We start from the raw sequence: 16,056 nt of genomic DNA, 5'->3' as shown, positions 1-16,056 counted from the left end.
ATCCCCTATGCGCCGAAAGAGCGAGGCGGTGCGCCCAACGGACACACCGCCTCAAACGATCAACGAAGGGCCGCGGTGATGGCCTTCGTCAGCGACGCCGACGAGTCATCCCCGTCGAGCGACCACATCATCGCTCCACCAAGCCCCTTGGCCCGGATGTAGAGCGACTTCTGCAGCAGCACAGCCGGGTCGTCGTACGTCCAGAACGTCGTACCGTCGAACAGCCAGGCATGCCCGTTCCGCAGGTCACGGTGGACGGTGTATCCCTGCGCCGGCAGGTTCTTCAGGGTCTTCCAGTCCTCGGTCCCACCGCCGAAAACGCTCGGCGCGGGTCCGGTGGCCGGCTTGAAGAGGCCGTTGCCGCCACCGGTCACCCCGGTCCAGCCCTGGCCGTAATACGGCACGCCGAGCACCAGCTTCTTCTTCGGCGCCCCACCGGCGAGCCACGCGTTGATCGTGTTCTCGACCGAGAAGTCGGGGTTGTCCGGGGCGCCCGCGGGCACCCGCAGCGCCGACTGCTGGTTGGTCACCGGCTCCCAGGTGCCGTGGAAGTCGTAGCCCTGAACGGTCGCGAAGTCGAGGTACTTGAAGATCTTCTTGACCTCGAACCCGGCGTCGATCTTGGCCGGAGCGGCGGGGACAAATGCCGTCAGATCGTAGTGCCGGCGGTTGGCGCGGCCCAGCTTGTCCAACTGGGACCGGAACTCCGCAAGCAACAGCGTGAAGTTCTGCTTGTCCTCGGGACGGATCACGTTGCCGACGTTGCCCGATGACGCGGGCCACTCCCAGTCCAGGTCGATGCCGTCGAAGATGCCGGCCGCGACGCCCGGTGCCAGCCCCGGCAGATTGCCCTTGATCCACAGGTCGATGCAGGAGCTGACCAGCTTCTTCCGCGACGCGTCGGTGAGCACCGCGTCCGAGAAATAGGCCGAGCCACTCCAGCCACCGAGCGAGATCAACGGCCGGATCTTCGGGTTCTTCTTCTTGAGCTCGGCAAGCTGGTTCAGGTTGCCGGCGATCGGCTGCCCGGCCACGTCGGCCACGCCGTCGACGCTGTTCTCGGCGGAGAACGACGTCTGCCAGTCCGCCCATGGGTCGGCTGACGCGCAGACGCCATCGGCGGTGACCGGGCCGAACGCGTAGTTGATATGGGTCAGCCGCGCCGCCGCACCGGAGGTCTGGACGTCAGCGAGCTGGAAATCACGGCCGTAGATCCCCCACTGGGTGAAGTAGGCGACAGCGACGTGTTTTGAGGAAGAAGAATGAGCCTGTGCAGGGGACGGTGCCGCTGCCACGACGGACGCGGCGACGGCCGCCACGGCAACGAGGCGACGGGATAAACCGCGCATAAGCCCTCCAGGGCGAAACGTTGAAGAAAGTTTCCTAATTGAGGAAGCTAAACGTCTCGCCCAGGAGGGTCAATATCCAGTTATCGAAGATGAGCAGTCTCGTTGACGGTTCGCACCGCTATGTTCCCATCCGGCCAGACATCCATCGTGGACACACCAGCCGCGTCCAGGAAGAGCCGATGCAGGAACGCGTCGCCTGCGGCGAGCGCGTCCCTCAAAATCAGCTTGATCGGTGAGACATGCGAGACGATCACAATGGCTTTCCCTGGGTACGCGGAAAGCACCGTAGCCATCGCCCCACGAACCCGTTTCGCGACGGCCTGGAATGACTCGCCACCAGGCGGAGCAACGCTTGTCGACCCGAGCCACGCCTGCATCTCCGCCGGCCACTGCTCCTGCACCTCGGCGAACGTCCGGCCCTCCCACAGGCCGAAGTCGCACTCGATCAGGTCTTCCATCACGGTGACCGGCACACCACCAACCTCGGCGGCGATCAACTCAGCGGTACGCACACACCGCGACAACGGCGAGCTGAGCACAGCCGCCACATCCCGGTAGATCCCGGCCACCCGACCAGCCGCGGCCATCGCCTGCGCCTCACCCTCGTCGGTGAGCGGCACATCGCCGCGCCCGGAGTACCGGCCCTGCGACGTGAACGGCGTGGAGCCGTGCCGGACCAGCGCGATCCGGGTGGCGTTCTCCAAAGCCGGCGGCGCCCAGGACTTCGGCGTCGTGTCGGCGGCCGGAACAGCGGCAACCGGCTGCGGCGTCTTGGGCGTCTTGCCGGCCGCCTCGTCCATGGCCCGGTTCGCCAGGGCGTCGGCGTCCTTGTTGCGCTCCCGCGGAATCCAGTCGAACGTCACCTCGGCGAACTTGCTCACCAGGGTCGCCGCCTCGGCCGCGAGCGGGCGCAGACCCGCGTTCTTGATCTGCCAGCGGCCGGACATCTGCTCGACGACCAGCTTGGAGTCCATCCGCACGTCGACCCGGGTCGCGTTCAGCTCGGCGGCGGCGCGCAGGCCCGCGATCAGCCCGGAGTACTCGGCCACGTTGTTCGTGGTGATCCCGGCCGAGTCCCAGCGTTCCAGCAGGATCTCGCCGGTCGCCGCTTCCTTGACCACGGCACCGAACCCGGCCGGCCCCGGATTGCCCCGGGACCCGCCGTCCGCCTCGACGATGACGTGGAGTGTCACAGGCCGGACTCCGCCGTCCGCACCATGATCCGGCGGCACTCCTCGCAGCGGACCACCTCGTCGGCCGGGGCCGTCTTCACCCGGTTCAGGTCGGCGCCGTACAGCTCGATCCGGCACCCGCCGCAGCGGCCCGCGTACACCAGGGCCGCGCCCAGGCCGGATTCCGTACGAATCTTGTCGTAAAGGGTGACCAGGTCGGCCGGGAGGTCAGCGGCGAGAGGGACCCGCGCGGCGGTCTTGAACTCCTGCTCCTTGGTGATCTCCGCGAAGGCCTCGTCGCGGCGGCGCTCAGCCTCGGTACGCCGGCCGAGCGCCGCCGAGATCCGTCCCTGCACCTCGGTGAGTGTGGCCTCGGCGGTCTCCCGCTGTTCCATCAGCTCCAGTTCGGCGTCCTCAAGCTCGGACTGGCGCCGGTTCAGCGAGGTCAGCTCGTGCTGGAGACCCTCGATCTCGCGCAGCGCGCCACCGGCGTCGAGCCGCTTCTTGTCCCGGTCCTTGCGGAGCCGCACCTGGTCGATGTCCTTCTCCAGCCGGCTGATGTCCCGGTCCAGGTCGTCGACCGCGACCTGGGCGCGAACCCGGTCGTCCTCCAGCGCGGAGACCTCACGCGCGACGGCGTCGATCTCGGCCAGTTCGGGCAGGGACTTACGGCGGTGCGCGAGCTGAGCCAGAGCGGTGTCGACGGCTTGCAGGTCGAGCAGGCGGCGTTGGGCTTCCGGGGCGGCCTTCACGGGTGGTTCTCCTTCTCCTCAGAAGCGAAATGGTCAGAAGCGAAATGGGCAGAAGCGGAATGGACGGTCCAGGGATCGGTGTCCAGGTCGGACACCACCACTTCGACTCCGAACTCCTCGCGCAGCCAGGACGCCACGTCGTCGAGCCAAGGCCGCTCGCTCGCCCAGTGTGCGACGTCGAGCAGGGCCGGGCCACCACTCGCGAGATGCTCGCTGACCGGGTGGTGGCGGAGGTCCGCGCAAAGGTACGCGTCGACGCCGGCCCGCGTCGCGGCGGGCAGGAAGGAGTCGCCCGCGCCACCGCAGACCGCGACGGTACGAATCACCCGTGACGGGTCGCCGGCAGCGCGTACCCCGGCGGCGGTGGCCGGTAGACGGCTCGCGGCGAGGCTGGTGAGCGCGGTCAGGGTGAGTGGCGCGGGGAGTTCGCCGATCCGGCCGAGACCGCGGCCACTGCCTTCGGCCGCGCCTTCGGCGGGCACGAGCGGGCGCAGGCCGGTCAGGCCGAGACGGGCGGCGAGGGCGTCCGAGACGCCGGGGTTCGCCACGTCGGCGTTGGTGTGCGCGGTGTAGAGCGCCACGTCGCCCCGGATCAGCCGGTGGATGATCCGGCCCTTGAACGTGTCCGGGGCGATCGACGACACCGGCTTGAGCAGCAGAGGGTGGTGGGCGACGATCAGGTCAGCGCCGATGGCGAGGGCCTGCTCGACGGTTTCCGGCACGCAGTCCACGACGCAGAGAACGCGTTGCACAGGGGCCTCGAAATCACCGAGCACCAGCCCCACGCGATCCCAAGATTCAGCCCAAGCTCGTGGGTAACGGGCGTCGAGGGCTTCAACTAAGGAGCGGACTGTCACGACCGCCAACTCTATATGGCTACGAAACCGCCCCGGGCTCCACTCGGCTGCCCACTCCCACCGGCCCGCTCACCGCCTGGAGGGCTCGCCTCCAGGGAAACTGCGGACGGTAGCGATCGGTCTGCCCGGGGGCGCCGAGACGGCAGACGTCCTCGCCGTAAAGCACCTGCACTCCCCAGTCACGCAGCTTCGCCAGGCTCTCGTGCAGCGAGGGGTGCAGCGCCATGATCTTGTTGGTGTACGGGACGACGGCGGTCGGCACGCCGTACCCGTACCCCTCGACCAGCAGACCGAGCACCAGGGTGTCGGTGATCCCGGCGGCCCATTTGTTGACCGTGTTGACCGTGGCCGGCGCGACGATCATCGCGTCGGCCTGCGGCAGCACGTCAGGGTCGCCGGGACTCTTGTAATCGGAACGGACCGGATGACCGGTCTGTGCCTGAAGGGCCGCGACGTCGACGAACTTGCGGCCGTCCGGGGTGGTGATCACGCAGACCTCCCAGCCGTCGCTCTGGGCGAGGCTGACGAGGATCCCGACGTCCCGGGCCATCGGTGAGCCGCACACGAGTACGTACAGCACACCGGGTGAGGGGTTACCCGTCATCACGTGCAGTCCCACCTCATACGCCGACTCCCATCTGTTCTGCCAGCTCCGCGATAGGAGCCGGTGGCGCGCCCCGGGTACGCCGGAGCACGTCGGAAAGGACTTCGTGGGCGAGTGGGCGGCAGCGGATCTCCGACGGGGCGAGCCGGTCGCCCTCGAGCAGCATCTCGCCTGCCCTCTCCACGTCACCGATCTGTGTGTAGCCGCGAGCGATGTCCAGGAAGTGGTGGGCACGCCGCTCCGGGAGCATGGCGTTGAACCCTTCCATGTCCATCCGCTCGTGGGCTTCCACAGCCAGGCGACCGTCGCCGAGCTCGACCGCGGTCGCACAGCGATGCAGCTGCACGTTGGTCGGCCCGAAGCAGGTCCAGTAATGGTTGAAGTCGCCACCCAGCTCCCGCGAGGCCTGTTCGGCGCCGCTGAGCAGGTCGCGCACGGTGGCGGCGTCGCCGATCCGTGCGGCCGACATAGCGCCGTTGAGCAGCAGCATCCCGTAAACGGACAGCTGTTCCCCACGGGCCCGTTCCGGGCCCGGCGCGAGCCGGTTGGCTATGTTGACGTTCACCTCGAGCGACGGCCTGACCCGGCCTAGCGCGAGCAGAGCGCTGCCGACCCGGTAACTGGCCAGCCCGGCGAGCAGCTGGTCGCCGGCCCGCTGGGAGACCGCGATCGAGCGGTCAGCGGCGAGCCAGGACAGCTCGTGCTCACCCACCTTGCGCAGCGCGGAGCTGGCGATCTGGTAGACCTGCCCGAGCAGGTGCGCGGCGGCAGGCGCCTCGTCACTGTTGGCATGAGCGCTGTCCGCTGCCTGCGCATCACGCAGCAGTTTGGGCAGTGCCCGGGCCAGCACGCCGTACTTCGCATGCTGGTACGTCAGCCAGGCATGGCTGACCGCCTTGCGCATCTCCGGGAGCGGCGGCGAGTGTGGCACCGCCTGGAAGAACGCACTCATCTGGTCATAACGCTCCAGAGCAGCACGAATCTCCTCGACCTCAACTTGGTCGATGCAGTTCTGCGTCTCTGGTTTGCGCTCCACCTCCTTGCCCAGCAGAAGCTGGACGTCGACCTGGAGCACATCCGCGATGTCGTACACCACTGAGAACTTGTCGAGTCGGCGAACTCCCCGCTCCACCTTGTCGACCCAGCTCTTCGATTTGCCCAGCCGGTCCGCGAATACCTGCTGGGACATCTTGCGTCGGCCACGCCAATAGGCGACGCGGCGGCCGATCGGCAGCTCGTCCACGGTGCCTCCCCCAACTCAACCGGCGGCCCGTCCGCCGATGAGCCATCCGGTGTCAATCGCAGTGTGGACCGTTCATGTGTCCACAGATCGCACAGCGTGTGTGATCGCCTGCTCACCGATGCTCGTAGTTTTTTGTGCAAGTTGCAAAGGGTGGATCTGCCCGTCCCAACGACGTTCATCGTCATCGGATACGGCCGTTTCGCCCGCGACCGCAGCCGCAGACCCGGATACGGGGGATATCGAGCTATGCAGTGGACCAGCCGTCAGCCGTTCGTCCCACCCGCGCTCCTCGATCGTCTCGACCGAGTACGCCTGCGCCGTGCCGCCCTGCGGTACGCCGCACACGGCTGGGACGTGACACCCGGCGCGTACCTCGCCGGACATCGATTCCACTGCGGCCGACCCGGGTGCACGATCACCGGGTGCCACCCGGCGCTCGACGCCTGGGCCGAGTCGGCCTCCGGAGATCCGATCAGGATCTCCGCCTGGTGGCGCCATCAGGCGCACACCGTGCTGTTGCCCACCGGGTCGGCCTTCGACGTGCTGGAAGTGCCGGCCACATTGGGCGGTCGAGTGCCTGGCCTGGGACCCGTCGCGGTCACCGGAGCCGGGCGATGGATGTTTCTGGTGAGCCCCGGCCTGCCGCTTCGCCCCGAGCTGGAACAGCGGCTCGACGTGATCCGGCACGGCGTCGGCTCGTGGATCCCCGCGCCGCCGAACCGCCTGCCCGACGGCCAGGTCCGCTGGACCGTCACGCCGGAACAGGTGGATTGGCGACTGCCCGACGCGGAACGCGTGCAAGACCTGCTTGCCGCTGCCGCCGGACCGGTGCGTGCCCGCCCGGCGATCCCCCGGCAGCTGTCCACGTCGCGCCGCGCGGCGTGACCGTCGTCGCCATGAGCGGACGGTCTGCCTGATGTGGGCACACGAACACATGTCATTAGACAAGCTAGTACGTCAGCACCCTGTGGCGCGAGTCACCCGAACAGGTGACCACCATGAGTGAATTCAGTTAGCGAGATCGCGGTAAGCGGCGATCACGGCCTCGGTGCGGTCGGCCAGCTCCGGCCCGCTCTCCGCGGCGGCCGGAGCACCGGTCACCCGGGCGAGGGTCCGCTCGGCGTACCGTGCGGTGGCCGCGACCTGGCGCTCCCGCAGGAAGCTCTCCCCCGCGCGGGCTGCCGTGTCGATGCTGCGCAGGATCCGGTTGGCGGCCTCGCCGGTCTCCCGCCACAGCTCGTCGGCGCGCTCCGACTGCTCGGCGACCGCGGCGCGGGCCGGGCTGTCCGCCGGGATGTCGCTGACCTGGACGCCGCTCAGATCGGCACGAAGCCGGCGCAGATCCTGCCGCCGGGTGAGCACGGTGGCAAGCTCGTCAAGAGCGCGGGTCAGCGAACGGTCGGCCAGCACCGGGTCGACCATCCCGTCCAGCGCCGGCCAGGTGCCACGAACGCGTCGCGAGGCAGCAAGCGCACCGTCGAAAGCGGTCCGCTCGGCAGCCGTCCACAGCACCCGCGACTCCTGGTCACGCGGCACAGCGAACGCTCCCGGCTGCGCGGCACGAGTCTGCCGCCGCCAGACGTACCCGGCCAGCGCGGCACTACCCGCCATCGCCAGCCACCAGTTGATCCCGAAGACGCTCGCCACCGCGGAAAGAAGCAGCAGCGGCAGCGCGAGGCGCGCCACGAAAACCACGCGCTGCTCCCGGGTGCGCCCGCTCGGCGCGCACGGCACGGTCTCCACCAAAAACCCGGTCCGGGTCCTTCTCGCGCGCCCGCTGCGGCTCCTGATCGGGTACGCGGAAACAACAGTCTTCTCGCCATCGATCCCGACGTGCAGTTCCGTGCCCACGGCAGTCCTCCGTCACGTCGGTTTGTCCGGGCGGCTCGGGCCGCCAGGCCGGGTTTTCCGGGCGGCACGGGCCGCCAGGCCGGGGTCTCCGGGCGGCTCGTGCCGCCAGGCCGGGTTTTCCGGGCGGGCCCAGCCGCCAGGGAGAAACCGGCCGCGACCCGCCCACCAGCAGGTCACCCCGCCGGCACCGTCCCATTCGGTCCCGCTCACGGCGGCTTGATCCCCAACCCGGTGCACCAAGGTTGCCGTTCCGGCGCGGCCCCCGCCCGGCTCCAGCACTGAGTAAGCCGACCGCGAGCAGGGTGGTCAGGTCGCAGGGTGGGTCAGGTCGCAGGGTGGGTCAGGTCGCACATAACGCCACCGTGTGCCCGGGTCCACGCCCTGGCCATGATGAAGTCACACCTACCGCTACCGTGCGACCTCATCTATGCCACACCGGGCACCCGTGCGTCCCCATCCACGCGGCCACGTTGCTCCGAGCACACGGTGGGCCTTCACCCCTGCTTCTCCGTGACCGACCTTGATCAGCCGCTTCGGCGGTGTTGGTTGAATGGCGAGGCTTCCCGCGAACGCCGACGTCGCCGCACTAGCCTCGGCCAGGTGACTGGGCCTGGTTCGGAGCGAGTCGAGTTGGTGCTGCGTAAGTACGACGGGCGGCCGCACCGGCGGGTCACCGGCAGGCTGCTCGGTGACGACGAGCACGGCACCTGGATCGGCACGCCGCGCGGCACGATCGTCCGGTACAGCTACGGCTGGCGGCGGTTCGAGCGCACCCGTGAGGACTCGGTCCGGCTGCTGCCGCGCGACGCCTGGTGGATGGCGATGTTCTCGGCCGCGCCGGGCCGCTCGGAGATCTACTGCGACGTGATCACCCCGCCGGAGCGCACCGGCCCGGCCCAGTTCACCGTGATCGACCTGGACCTCGACGTGATCCGCCTGCGCCGCGACGGCCGCGTGGTCATCGACGACGAGGACGAGTTCGAACAGAACCGCGTGCGTTTCGGTTACCCCGCCGACGTGGTGGCCGGCGCGACCGCCGCAGCCGAGACCTTGCGCTCGGCCCTGTCCACCGACACCGAACCGTTCGCAGGCCAGTACCGCAACTGGCTCTCTCGCCTGCGCTGACAGAGTCCAAGCCGGTGGCGAGCCGCGCCGCGGGGTTTCCGGGGGCTCGGCCTCCGGAGCAGAATTGACAAGTGTCCCGGGTCCGCGCGCTCCGCGGACAGAGGACACCTAGAGACTTGTGGGCGCGGTAGGTTTCGAACCTACGACCCCCCGCTTGTAAGGCGGGTGCTCTCCCACTGAGCTACGCGCCCGGCTCCTGAACCGGAGTGGTCATCCTACCCTGCCGACCCGGCCAGGGCCTTGAGGGCTGCCCGCCAGGCGTTCTGGTCGCGGGCCTCGCCGGGGCCGTTCATCTCGGCGAACCGGACCAGGCCCGTGTCGTCGATGAGGAACGTCCCCCGGTTGGCGAATCCCCTGGCGTCGTCGAAGACGCCGAACGCTTCGGCCACCTCGCCGTGCGGCCAAAAATCGGCCAGCAGCGGGAAGCCGAAGCCTTCCTGCTCAGCCCAGACCTTGTGGCTGTAGACCGAGTCCACGCTCACGGTGAGCACCTGGACGTCGCCATTCGCGTACGCCGCCAGGTTCTCCTGGATCTCGGTGAGCTCGCCGTGGCAGCGGCGGCTGAACGCCAGGGGGTAGAAGATCAGCAGAACCGCCTTGCGGCCCCGGAAATCGGCGAGCCGCACCTCTTGGTTGTTCTGATCCTTGAGGGTGAAATCCGGCGCCGGCTGGCCCACCTCGATCGGCATGAGCACAGCCTAACCAGGGCCGGCGCCGTCATGGGCGCCGACCTGACGTGAGGTGGCAGCGAGCTTTACTTCTTCTTGGCGCCCCGGGGGGTAACCAGGCGTGCGCCCGTCCAGTCCTTGCCGGCGTTGACCGTCGACGTCTGCTGCAGACCGGCGGTCGGTGCCGACTCGCTGATCTCGCTCGGTTCGACATGGCCGTCACGGCCGGCTTTCGGGGTCAGCAGCCACACCACGCCGTTGTCGGCGAGAGGGCCAAGTGCATCGGTGAGTATTTCGAAAAGGTCACCGTCGTCGTCGCGGTACCACAACAGCACCGCGTCGACCACCTCATCGGTGTCCTCGTCGACCAGCTCTCCGACGCGTTCGGTCAGGGCTTCACGGAGATCCTCATCGACATCGTCGTCGTAACCCATCTCCATGACCACCATGCTCGGCTCGAAGCCGAACCGGTCCGCCAGGCTGCGTACGCCGTCGGCCTGACCCGCGGTCGCGCTCACTGTCCAAATCCTCCTAGCCGTGAAAGTCCCCAAAACCTTTGGGGTAGTCCACACACTCCGGGCCCCGGGCGCAAGTGGCGCACCGAGTGTGTGGCAATTTACCGCGCCAGCAGCGTGTGGGCACCCTGGGTAATGGCATCCTCTCCCACCAGGACCTGCTGAGCGGCCGGACCGAGCGGAACGGGGACGTCGGCGGCGGCCACCCGGCGCACCGATCCGACAAAAGCCCCGTCCACCAGAGCCGCGAGGACGCCCTCACCGACCCCGCCGGAACGCCGCGTCTCGTCGACGATCAGCACCCGGCCGGTGGCCGAGGCCTCCCGTACCAGGTCAGCGACGGGTAGCGGATTGAGCCAGCGAAGATCGACCACTCGGGAACCGTACCCGTCGGCGGCGAGCTGGGCAGCGACACGGAGCGACATTCGCACTCCGTTGCCGTACGTCACGATGGTCAGATCCTGGGCGGTGCCCATGCCGTAGATGCGTGCCCGGCCGATCGGGACGTGCTCGGCGGACCAGTTCGAGGGCTCCGCGTACGCCGACAACCACTCGCTGTCGCCTTGTTGATAGAGGTCCCTCGTCTGGTACAGCGCGACCGGCTCAAGGAAGACGCTGACCGTGCCGTCCACCGCCGCGGCGGCCAGGCAGGAGCGCAGCATCGGCCCCGCGTCGGCGGCCCGGGAGGGCACCGCCACGACGATTCCGGGTACGTCGCGCAGCATCGCGACCGAGTTGTCGTTGGCGAGATGCCCGCCAATCCCGAGCGGCTGGGCCAGGCCCGGCACCCGGAGAACCATCGGGTTCCGGTACGACCCGGATGAGAGCAACGACATGGTCGCCGCCTCCACCCGCAGCTGCTCGGTCGCGGTGTGCAGGGCGGACAGGCCGGTGATCTCCGGTACCGGGATCAGCCCGGCCGTGCCGGCGCCGAGAGCGAGCCCGAGCACCGTGGTGGCGTCCGCCGGGGTGTCGAGCACCCGGTCGGACTCCCGGTCCCGCAGACCGGCGGTGACGCCGTTCGGGCCGCCGGTGGTGACGCCGGGGCCGAAGAGCAGCACGGTCGGGTCGGCGGCGAGCGCGTCGGCAAGCGTCGCGTTGATCGCCTGCGCGAGCGTCATCGGGCCGGCGTGCTCGGGCAGCTGCCCGTCGAAGACCCGTACCCGGGCGGCCGCGCCGGGGCCGGCGGCCCGCTCGGCGGCCTCGGTGACGGCGTTCGACACCCGCAGCGGGCGGCGCGGCGCCAGGGACGCCACAATCTCGCCGATCGAGGCCAGTTTCGGTTCGCCGAGCACCTCCTCGGCGGCCTTGCGGACCTGCCAGCCCACCTCGTCGTACCTGGTGATCACGTCGTCCGGGCCGAGCAGCCCGGCCTCGACGAGCAGCCGGGCGGTGCCGACCAGCGGGTCACGCGCCAGGTCGGGGTCCAGGTCCGACTCGGTTCCGGAGCCGAGCAGGTTGACCGCGGCGAGGCGGAGCACCGCGGGCCGGCGCTCACCACGCACATATCCGGCCAGGTCCACCGCCGCGTCGTACGCGCTCGCCAGGTCGGCGGAGTCCGCGTACGCGTAACGCAGGCCCGGCCGGTCGCGCAGCAGTGCCGCCACCCAGCCGTCCGGATCGGCCGATCCGGGGCCGTTGTCCTCGCAGATCAGCAACAGTGGCACCGGTTTTCCCTCGGTCGCCGCCCGGCCGGCCATCTCGATCGCCGCAGCCGCCGCCGGGCCGCTCGCCCCGGCGTCGCCGAACGAGGCGACCACGATCGCGTCGTCCGGCCAGGGCGCCGTGCTGGTCCGGGTCAGCGCCCTGGCCAGCCCGGCCGCCCGGGGCAGATGCCCGCCGGGGGTGGAGAGGGCCGGCAGCAGGTGCAGGTCCGGGTTGCCGAACAGTTTGTCCCGGCCACCGGTGGCCGGGTCGCTCTGCGAGGCGACCACGCCACGCAGCACATCCCGGGCGGCGTCCTCCAACCGGCGGGCCGGATCGGTCCCGGCTGACTCGTCGCGCCCCGCTGCGCGTACGCAATAAAACGCCGCGGAGCGATGGTGCAGGAAGGCCGGGTCGTCGCCGCGGAGGGCAGCCGCGACAGCGGCGTTGCCCTCATGGCCGGCCGAACCGGTGGTGGTGAAGCCTTCGTTGAAACTTCGCAGCCATCGCGCTGCGAGGTCGAGGTGGCGGGCGGTGAGCTGGGCGTCGAAGAGTTCCCGGGTGCGGGCGCCGGTCAGGGTGCTGTCCTCACGGACCGGATCGCCGGGTTCGCGCCGGTTTTCCGGTGGCCGCAGGGCCGAGACCGCATCGCGGAACCGCTCGTCGAGGTTTTGCGGGGTGGTCACGAAATTCAGCATCGCCGAACCATGCTGGCCCTGCCAATGCAGAACGGCCGATCAAGCATGTCGATCTCTGCGCGCGTGCGGGTTCGCCGATGGTGTACTCAGGACATGATCTTGAGGTACGTGGCCGTCCGGCTGGCGGTCTGCCTGTGCTGGCTGACCGGTACCGCCGGGGTGTTCCTGCTGCTCGATCTCTACACCTAGAAGATCTATACATAGAACATGCGTACCGAAGTGATCACAGTCCGGACCGGCAGCCTTCCGGTGGTGCACGACATCACGGCCGAGGCGCAGCGGTTCGTCGCGTCCGAGCAGGACGGCCTGCTGCACGTCTTCGTCCCGCACGCCACAGCGGGTTTGGCGATCATCGAAACAGGAGCCGGGTCGGACGACGATCTGCTGACCGCCATCGACGACCTGTTGCCGGCCGAGGACAAGTGGCAGCACCGGCACGGGTCCCGGGGCCACGGGCGTGACCACGTCCTGCCCGCCTGGATCCCGCCGTACGCCACCCTGCCGGTCATCGGCGGCCGGATCGCGCTCGGCACGTGGCAGTCGATCTGCCTGGTGGACCCGAACGGTGACAACCCGATCCGCCAGGTGCGTTTCTCCTTCCTGCCCGGCTGAGTTGTGCACCGCGACGGTGGCGAGAACCATCCGGACGTCTGCCCAGATCACCGGAAAGTTACTGGTCAGTAAACGTGTCGCGCGTCGCTGACAGGTCGGGTAGGCGTGACGAGGCCCACCGAAAGGGGGCAGGATGGAGTTCCTGACCGAGCGATTCGCCACCTAGGTCGCCCGGTGTAAACGACACTCAACCAAGAGGATTGCCTGTGGCCACGGAGCGCAAGCGCCCGGTGATCAGCGATGGCCTGCCGAGCCAGCTTCCCGACATCGACCCTGAAGAGACAAACGAATGGGTCGAGTCGCTCAACGGAGTCATCGACGAACGAGGCGCCAAAAGAGCCCGTTATGTGATGTTGCGCCTGCTGGAGCGGGCCCGGGAGCGACAGGTCGGCGTTCCTCCACTGACATCCACGGACTACATCAACACCATCCCACCGGAGCGTGAGCCCTGGTTCCCCGGCGACGAGTTCGTCGAGCGGCGGATCCGGGCGTACATCCGGTGGAACGCGGCGATGCTGGTGCACCGCGCGCAGCGGCCGGAGATCGGCGTCGGCGGCCACATCTCGACGTACGCGTCGAGCGCCAGCCTCTACGAGGTCGGCATGAACCACTTCTTCCGGGGCAAGGACCACCCGGGCGGCGGCGACCACATCTTCTACCAGGGTCACGCCTCCCCCGGCATGTACGCCCGGGCGTACCTCGAGGGCCGCCTCACCACCGACCAGCTCGACGGTTTCCGTCAGGAGCTGTCGCACCCGGGTGGCGGCCTGCCGTCGTACCCGCACCCGCGGCTGATGCCGAACTTCTGGGAGTTCCCGACGGTCAGCATGGGCCTCGGCCCGCTGAACGCGATCTACCAGGCGCGATACAACCGTTACCTGCACAACCGCGGCATCAAGGACACCAGCCAGCAGAACGTCTGGGCCTTCCTCGGCGACGGCGAGATGGACGAGGTCGAGTCGCTCGGCGCGATCGGCCTGGCGGCCCGCGAGGAGCTGGACAACCTCACCTTCGTGGTCAACTGCAACCTGCAGCGCCTGGACGGCCCGGTCCGCGGCAACGGCAAGGTGATCCAGGAGCTGGAGTCGTTCTTCCGCGGCGCCGGATGGAACGTCATCAAGGTCGTCTGGGGCCGCGAGTGGGACTCCCTGCTCGCCGCCGACACCGACGGTGCGCTGGTCAACCTGATGAACGCGACGCCGGACGGCGACTACCAGACCTACAAGGGCGAGTCCGGGGCGTACGTGCGTGAGCACTTCTTCGGCCGTGACCCGCGGACCCGCAAGCTCGTCGAGGGCATGACCGACGACGAGGTCTGGAACCTCAAGCGCGGCGGTCACGACTACCGCAAGCTGTACGCGGCGTACAAGGCGGCCACCGAGCACACCGGCCAGCCGACCGTGATCCTCGCCAAGACGATCAAGGGCTGGACGCTCGGCTCGCACTTCGAGGCACGTAACGCGACGCACCAGATGAAGAAGCTGACCCTGGATGACCTCAAGGGCTTCCGGGACCGGCTCTACCTGGACATCAGCGACAAGCAGCTGGAAGAGAACCCGTACCTCCCGCCTTACTACCACCCCGGCGAGAAGTCCGACGAGTACCAGTACATGATGCAGCGGCGTCGTGACCTGGGCGGTTCCATCCCGTCCCGGCGTACCAAGGCGAAGTCGCTGGCAATCCCGGACTCCAAGGCGTTCGGCGACATCAAGCGCGGCAGCGGCAAGCAGAAGATCGCCACCACGATGGCGTTCGTCCGCCTGCTCAAGGACCTCATGAAGGACAAGGAGTTCGGTGCCCGCTGGGTGCCGATCATCCCGGACGAGGCCCGCACGTTCGGCATGGACTCGCTCTTCCCGACCAAGAAGATCTACTCGCCGCACGGCCAGACCTACACCTCCGTGGACCGGGAACTCTTCCTGTCCTACAAGGAGTCGACGAGCGGCCAGATCCTGCACGAGGGCATCAACGAGGCCGGCTCGACAGCGAGCTTCATCGCCGCCGGTACGTCGTACGCGACGCACGACGAGCCGATGATCCCGCTGTACATCTTCTACTCGATGTTCGGCTTCCAGCGGACCGCCGACGAGCTGTGGGCGGCCGCCGACCAGATGACCCGCGGCTTCCTGCTCGGCGCGACCGCCGGGCGGACCACGCTCAACGGCGAGGGCCTGCAGCACGAGGACGGGCACTCGCTGCTGATCGCGGCGACGAACCCGGCCGTGGTGGCGTACGACCCGGCGTTCGCGTTCGAGATCGCGCACATCGTGGAGAACGGCCTGCACCGGATGTACGGGGAGCAGCAGGAGAACATCTTCTACTACCTCACCATCTACAACGAGCCGGCCATCCAGCCCGCCGAGCCCGAGGGCGTCGACGTGGAGGGCCTGCTCAAGGGCATCTACCGGTTCCGGAAGAGCTCGGTGGAGAAAGGCCCGAAGGCGCAGCTGCTCGCCTCCGGCACCGGCATGCACTGGGCGCTCAAGGCGCAGGAGCTGCTCGCTCAGGACTGGGGCGTGAGCGCCGACGTCTGGTCGGTCACCTCCTGGACCGAGCTGCGCCGCGACGCCATCGAGGCTGAGGAGCACAGCCTGCTGCACGCCGGCGAGGAGCCCCGCAAGCCGTACATCCAGCAGAAGCTGGAAGGCACCGAGGGCCCCTCGATCGCGGTCAGCGACTGGATGCGCGCGGTACCGGACCTGATCAGCCGCTGGGTCCCGAACGGGTACACCTCGCTCGGCACCGACGGCTTCGGCATGAGCGACACCCGGCACGCCCTGCGCCGCCACTTCCACGTGGACGGCGAGTCGGTCGCCGTGGCGACGCTGCGCCAGCTCGCGCTCCGCGGTGAGGTGCCGAAACACGTGCCGGCCGAGGCCGCCCGCAAGTACGCCATCGACGACGTGAACGCCGCTCCGGTGGGCGAGACCGGCGGCGACAGCTAGGCACCAGCGTTTCCTGCAGGC

14 protein-coding genes and 1 tRNA gene are annotated in these 16,056 nt (G+C 68.9%); 4 read left to right on the top strand and 11 right to left on the bottom strand.

Annotated features, from left to right (window positions below; genetic code table 11):
* Positions 1–59: 59 nt before the first annotated feature.
* The 6 genes from ACQP2E_RS06875 to ACQP2E_RS06850 all read right to left on the bottom strand — a co-directional run bounded on the left by ACQP2E_RS06875 (position 60) and on the right by ACQP2E_RS06850 (position 5,977).
* Positions 60–1,349, bottom strand: coding sequence for a glycoside hydrolase family 18 protein (locus tag ACQP2E_RS06875; RefSeq protein WP_433829014.1), 1,290 nt, complete (start codon positions 1,347–1,349; stop codon positions 60–62).
* 80 nt (positions 1,350–1,429) lie between these two features.
* Positions 1,430–2,542: a bifunctional RNase H/acid phosphatase gene (locus tag ACQP2E_RS06870; RefSeq protein WP_433829013.1), complete on the bottom strand. Its 1,113-nt coding sequence runs from the start codon at positions 2,540–2,542 to the stop codon at positions 1,430–1,432.
* Positions 2,539–3,273 (bottom strand): zinc ribbon domain-containing protein, encoded by a 735-nt coding sequence (locus ACQP2E_RS06865; protein WP_433829012.1) that lies wholly within the window; start codon positions 3,271–3,273, stop codon positions 2,539–2,541. Before ACQP2E_RS06865 ends, ACQP2E_RS06870 begins: the two co-directional genes overlap by 4 nt.
* Positions 3,270–4,130: a Nif3-like dinuclear metal center hexameric protein gene (locus tag ACQP2E_RS06860; protein ID WP_433829011.1), complete on the bottom strand. Its 861-nt coding sequence runs from the start codon at positions 4,128–4,130 to the stop codon at positions 3,270–3,272. The genes ACQP2E_RS06865 and ACQP2E_RS06860 overlap by 4 nt, the downstream gene beginning before the upstream one ends.
* Before the next feature lie 19 nt (positions 4,131–4,149).
* A complete protein-coding gene (locus tag ACQP2E_RS06855) occupies positions 4,150–4,734 on the bottom strand; it encodes a flavoprotein (protein WP_433829010.1) in 585 nt (194 codons plus the stop codon).
* 16 nt (positions 4,735–4,750) lie between these two features.
* Positions 4,751–5,977, bottom strand: coding sequence for a helix-turn-helix domain-containing protein (locus ACQP2E_RS06850; protein ID WP_433829009.1), 1,227 nt, complete (start codon positions 5,975–5,977; stop codon positions 4,751–4,753).
* 246 nt (positions 5,978–6,223) lie between these two features.
* Between ACQP2E_RS06850 and ACQP2E_RS06845 the strand changes: the two genes are divergently transcribed.
* The gene (locus ACQP2E_RS06845; RefSeq protein WP_433833800.1) at positions 6,224–6,862 is read left to right on the top strand and encodes a bifunctional DNA primase/polymerase; all 639 of its coding nucleotides are present in this window, start codon (positions 6,224–6,226) and stop codon (positions 6,860–6,862) included.
* Between the two features lie 123 nt (positions 6,863–6,985).
* Here the strand turns inward: ACQP2E_RS06845 and ACQP2E_RS06840 are convergent, their stop codons facing one another.
* A complete protein-coding gene (locus tag ACQP2E_RS06840) occupies positions 6,986–7,828 on the bottom strand; it encodes a hypothetical protein (protein ID WP_433829008.1) in 843 nt (280 codons plus the stop codon).
* A gap of 600 nt (positions 7,829–8,428) precedes the next feature.
* Here ACQP2E_RS06840 and ACQP2E_RS06835 point away from each other — a divergent pair.
* A complete protein-coding gene (locus tag ACQP2E_RS06835) occupies positions 8,429–8,953 on the top strand; it encodes a DUF402 domain-containing protein (RefSeq protein WP_433829007.1) in 525 nt (174 codons plus the stop codon).
* Positions 8,954–9,072: 119 nt separating this feature from the next.
* Here ACQP2E_RS06835 and ACQP2E_RS06830 read toward each other — a convergent pair.
* From ACQP2E_RS06830 to ACQP2E_RS06815, 4 genes are all read right to left on the bottom strand, one after another.
* Positions 9,073–9,144, bottom strand: a tRNA-Val gene (locus ACQP2E_RS06830).
* A 24-nt stretch (positions 9,145–9,168) separates the two neighbouring features.
* Positions 9,169–9,642, bottom strand: a complete 474-nt coding sequence (locus ACQP2E_RS06825) for a peroxiredoxin (protein WP_433829006.1) — start codon at positions 9,640–9,642, stop codon at positions 9,169–9,171.
* Positions 9,643–9,707: 65 nt separating this feature from the next.
* Positions 9,708–10,139, bottom strand: a complete 432-nt coding sequence (locus ACQP2E_RS06820) for a DUF3052 domain-containing protein (RefSeq protein WP_111648964.1) — start codon at positions 10,137–10,139, stop codon at positions 9,708–9,710.
* 98 nt (positions 10,140–10,237) lie between these two features.
* On the bottom strand, positions 10,238–12,478 hold the full coding sequence (locus ACQP2E_RS06815; protein ID WP_433829005.1) for a transketolase C-terminal domain-containing protein: 2,241 nt from the start codon (positions 12,476–12,478) through the stop codon (positions 10,238–10,240).
* Positions 12,479–12,685: 207 nt separating this feature from the next.
* Between ACQP2E_RS06815 and ACQP2E_RS06810 the strand changes: the two genes are divergently transcribed.
* The gene (locus ACQP2E_RS06810) at positions 12,686–13,090 is read left to right on the top strand and encodes a YjbQ family protein (protein ID WP_433829004.1); all 405 of its coding nucleotides are present in this window, start codon (positions 12,686–12,688) and stop codon (positions 13,088–13,090) included.
* 206 nt (positions 13,091–13,296) lie between these two features.
* A complete protein-coding gene (aceE, locus tag ACQP2E_RS06805; protein WP_433829003.1) occupies positions 13,297–16,035 on the top strand; it encodes a pyruvate dehydrogenase (acetyl-transferring), homodimeric type in 2,739 nt (912 codons plus the stop codon).
* The last annotated feature ends 21 nt before the right edge of the window (positions 16,036–16,056 follow it).

The sequence above is a fragment of the Actinoplanes sp. CA-015351 genome (assembly GCF_050955685.1).
Classification (GTDB): domain Bacteria; phylum Actinomycetota; class Actinomycetes; order Mycobacteriales; family Micromonosporaceae; genus Actinoplanes.
This window is presented reverse-complemented; position numbering and strand designations above follow the sequence as displayed.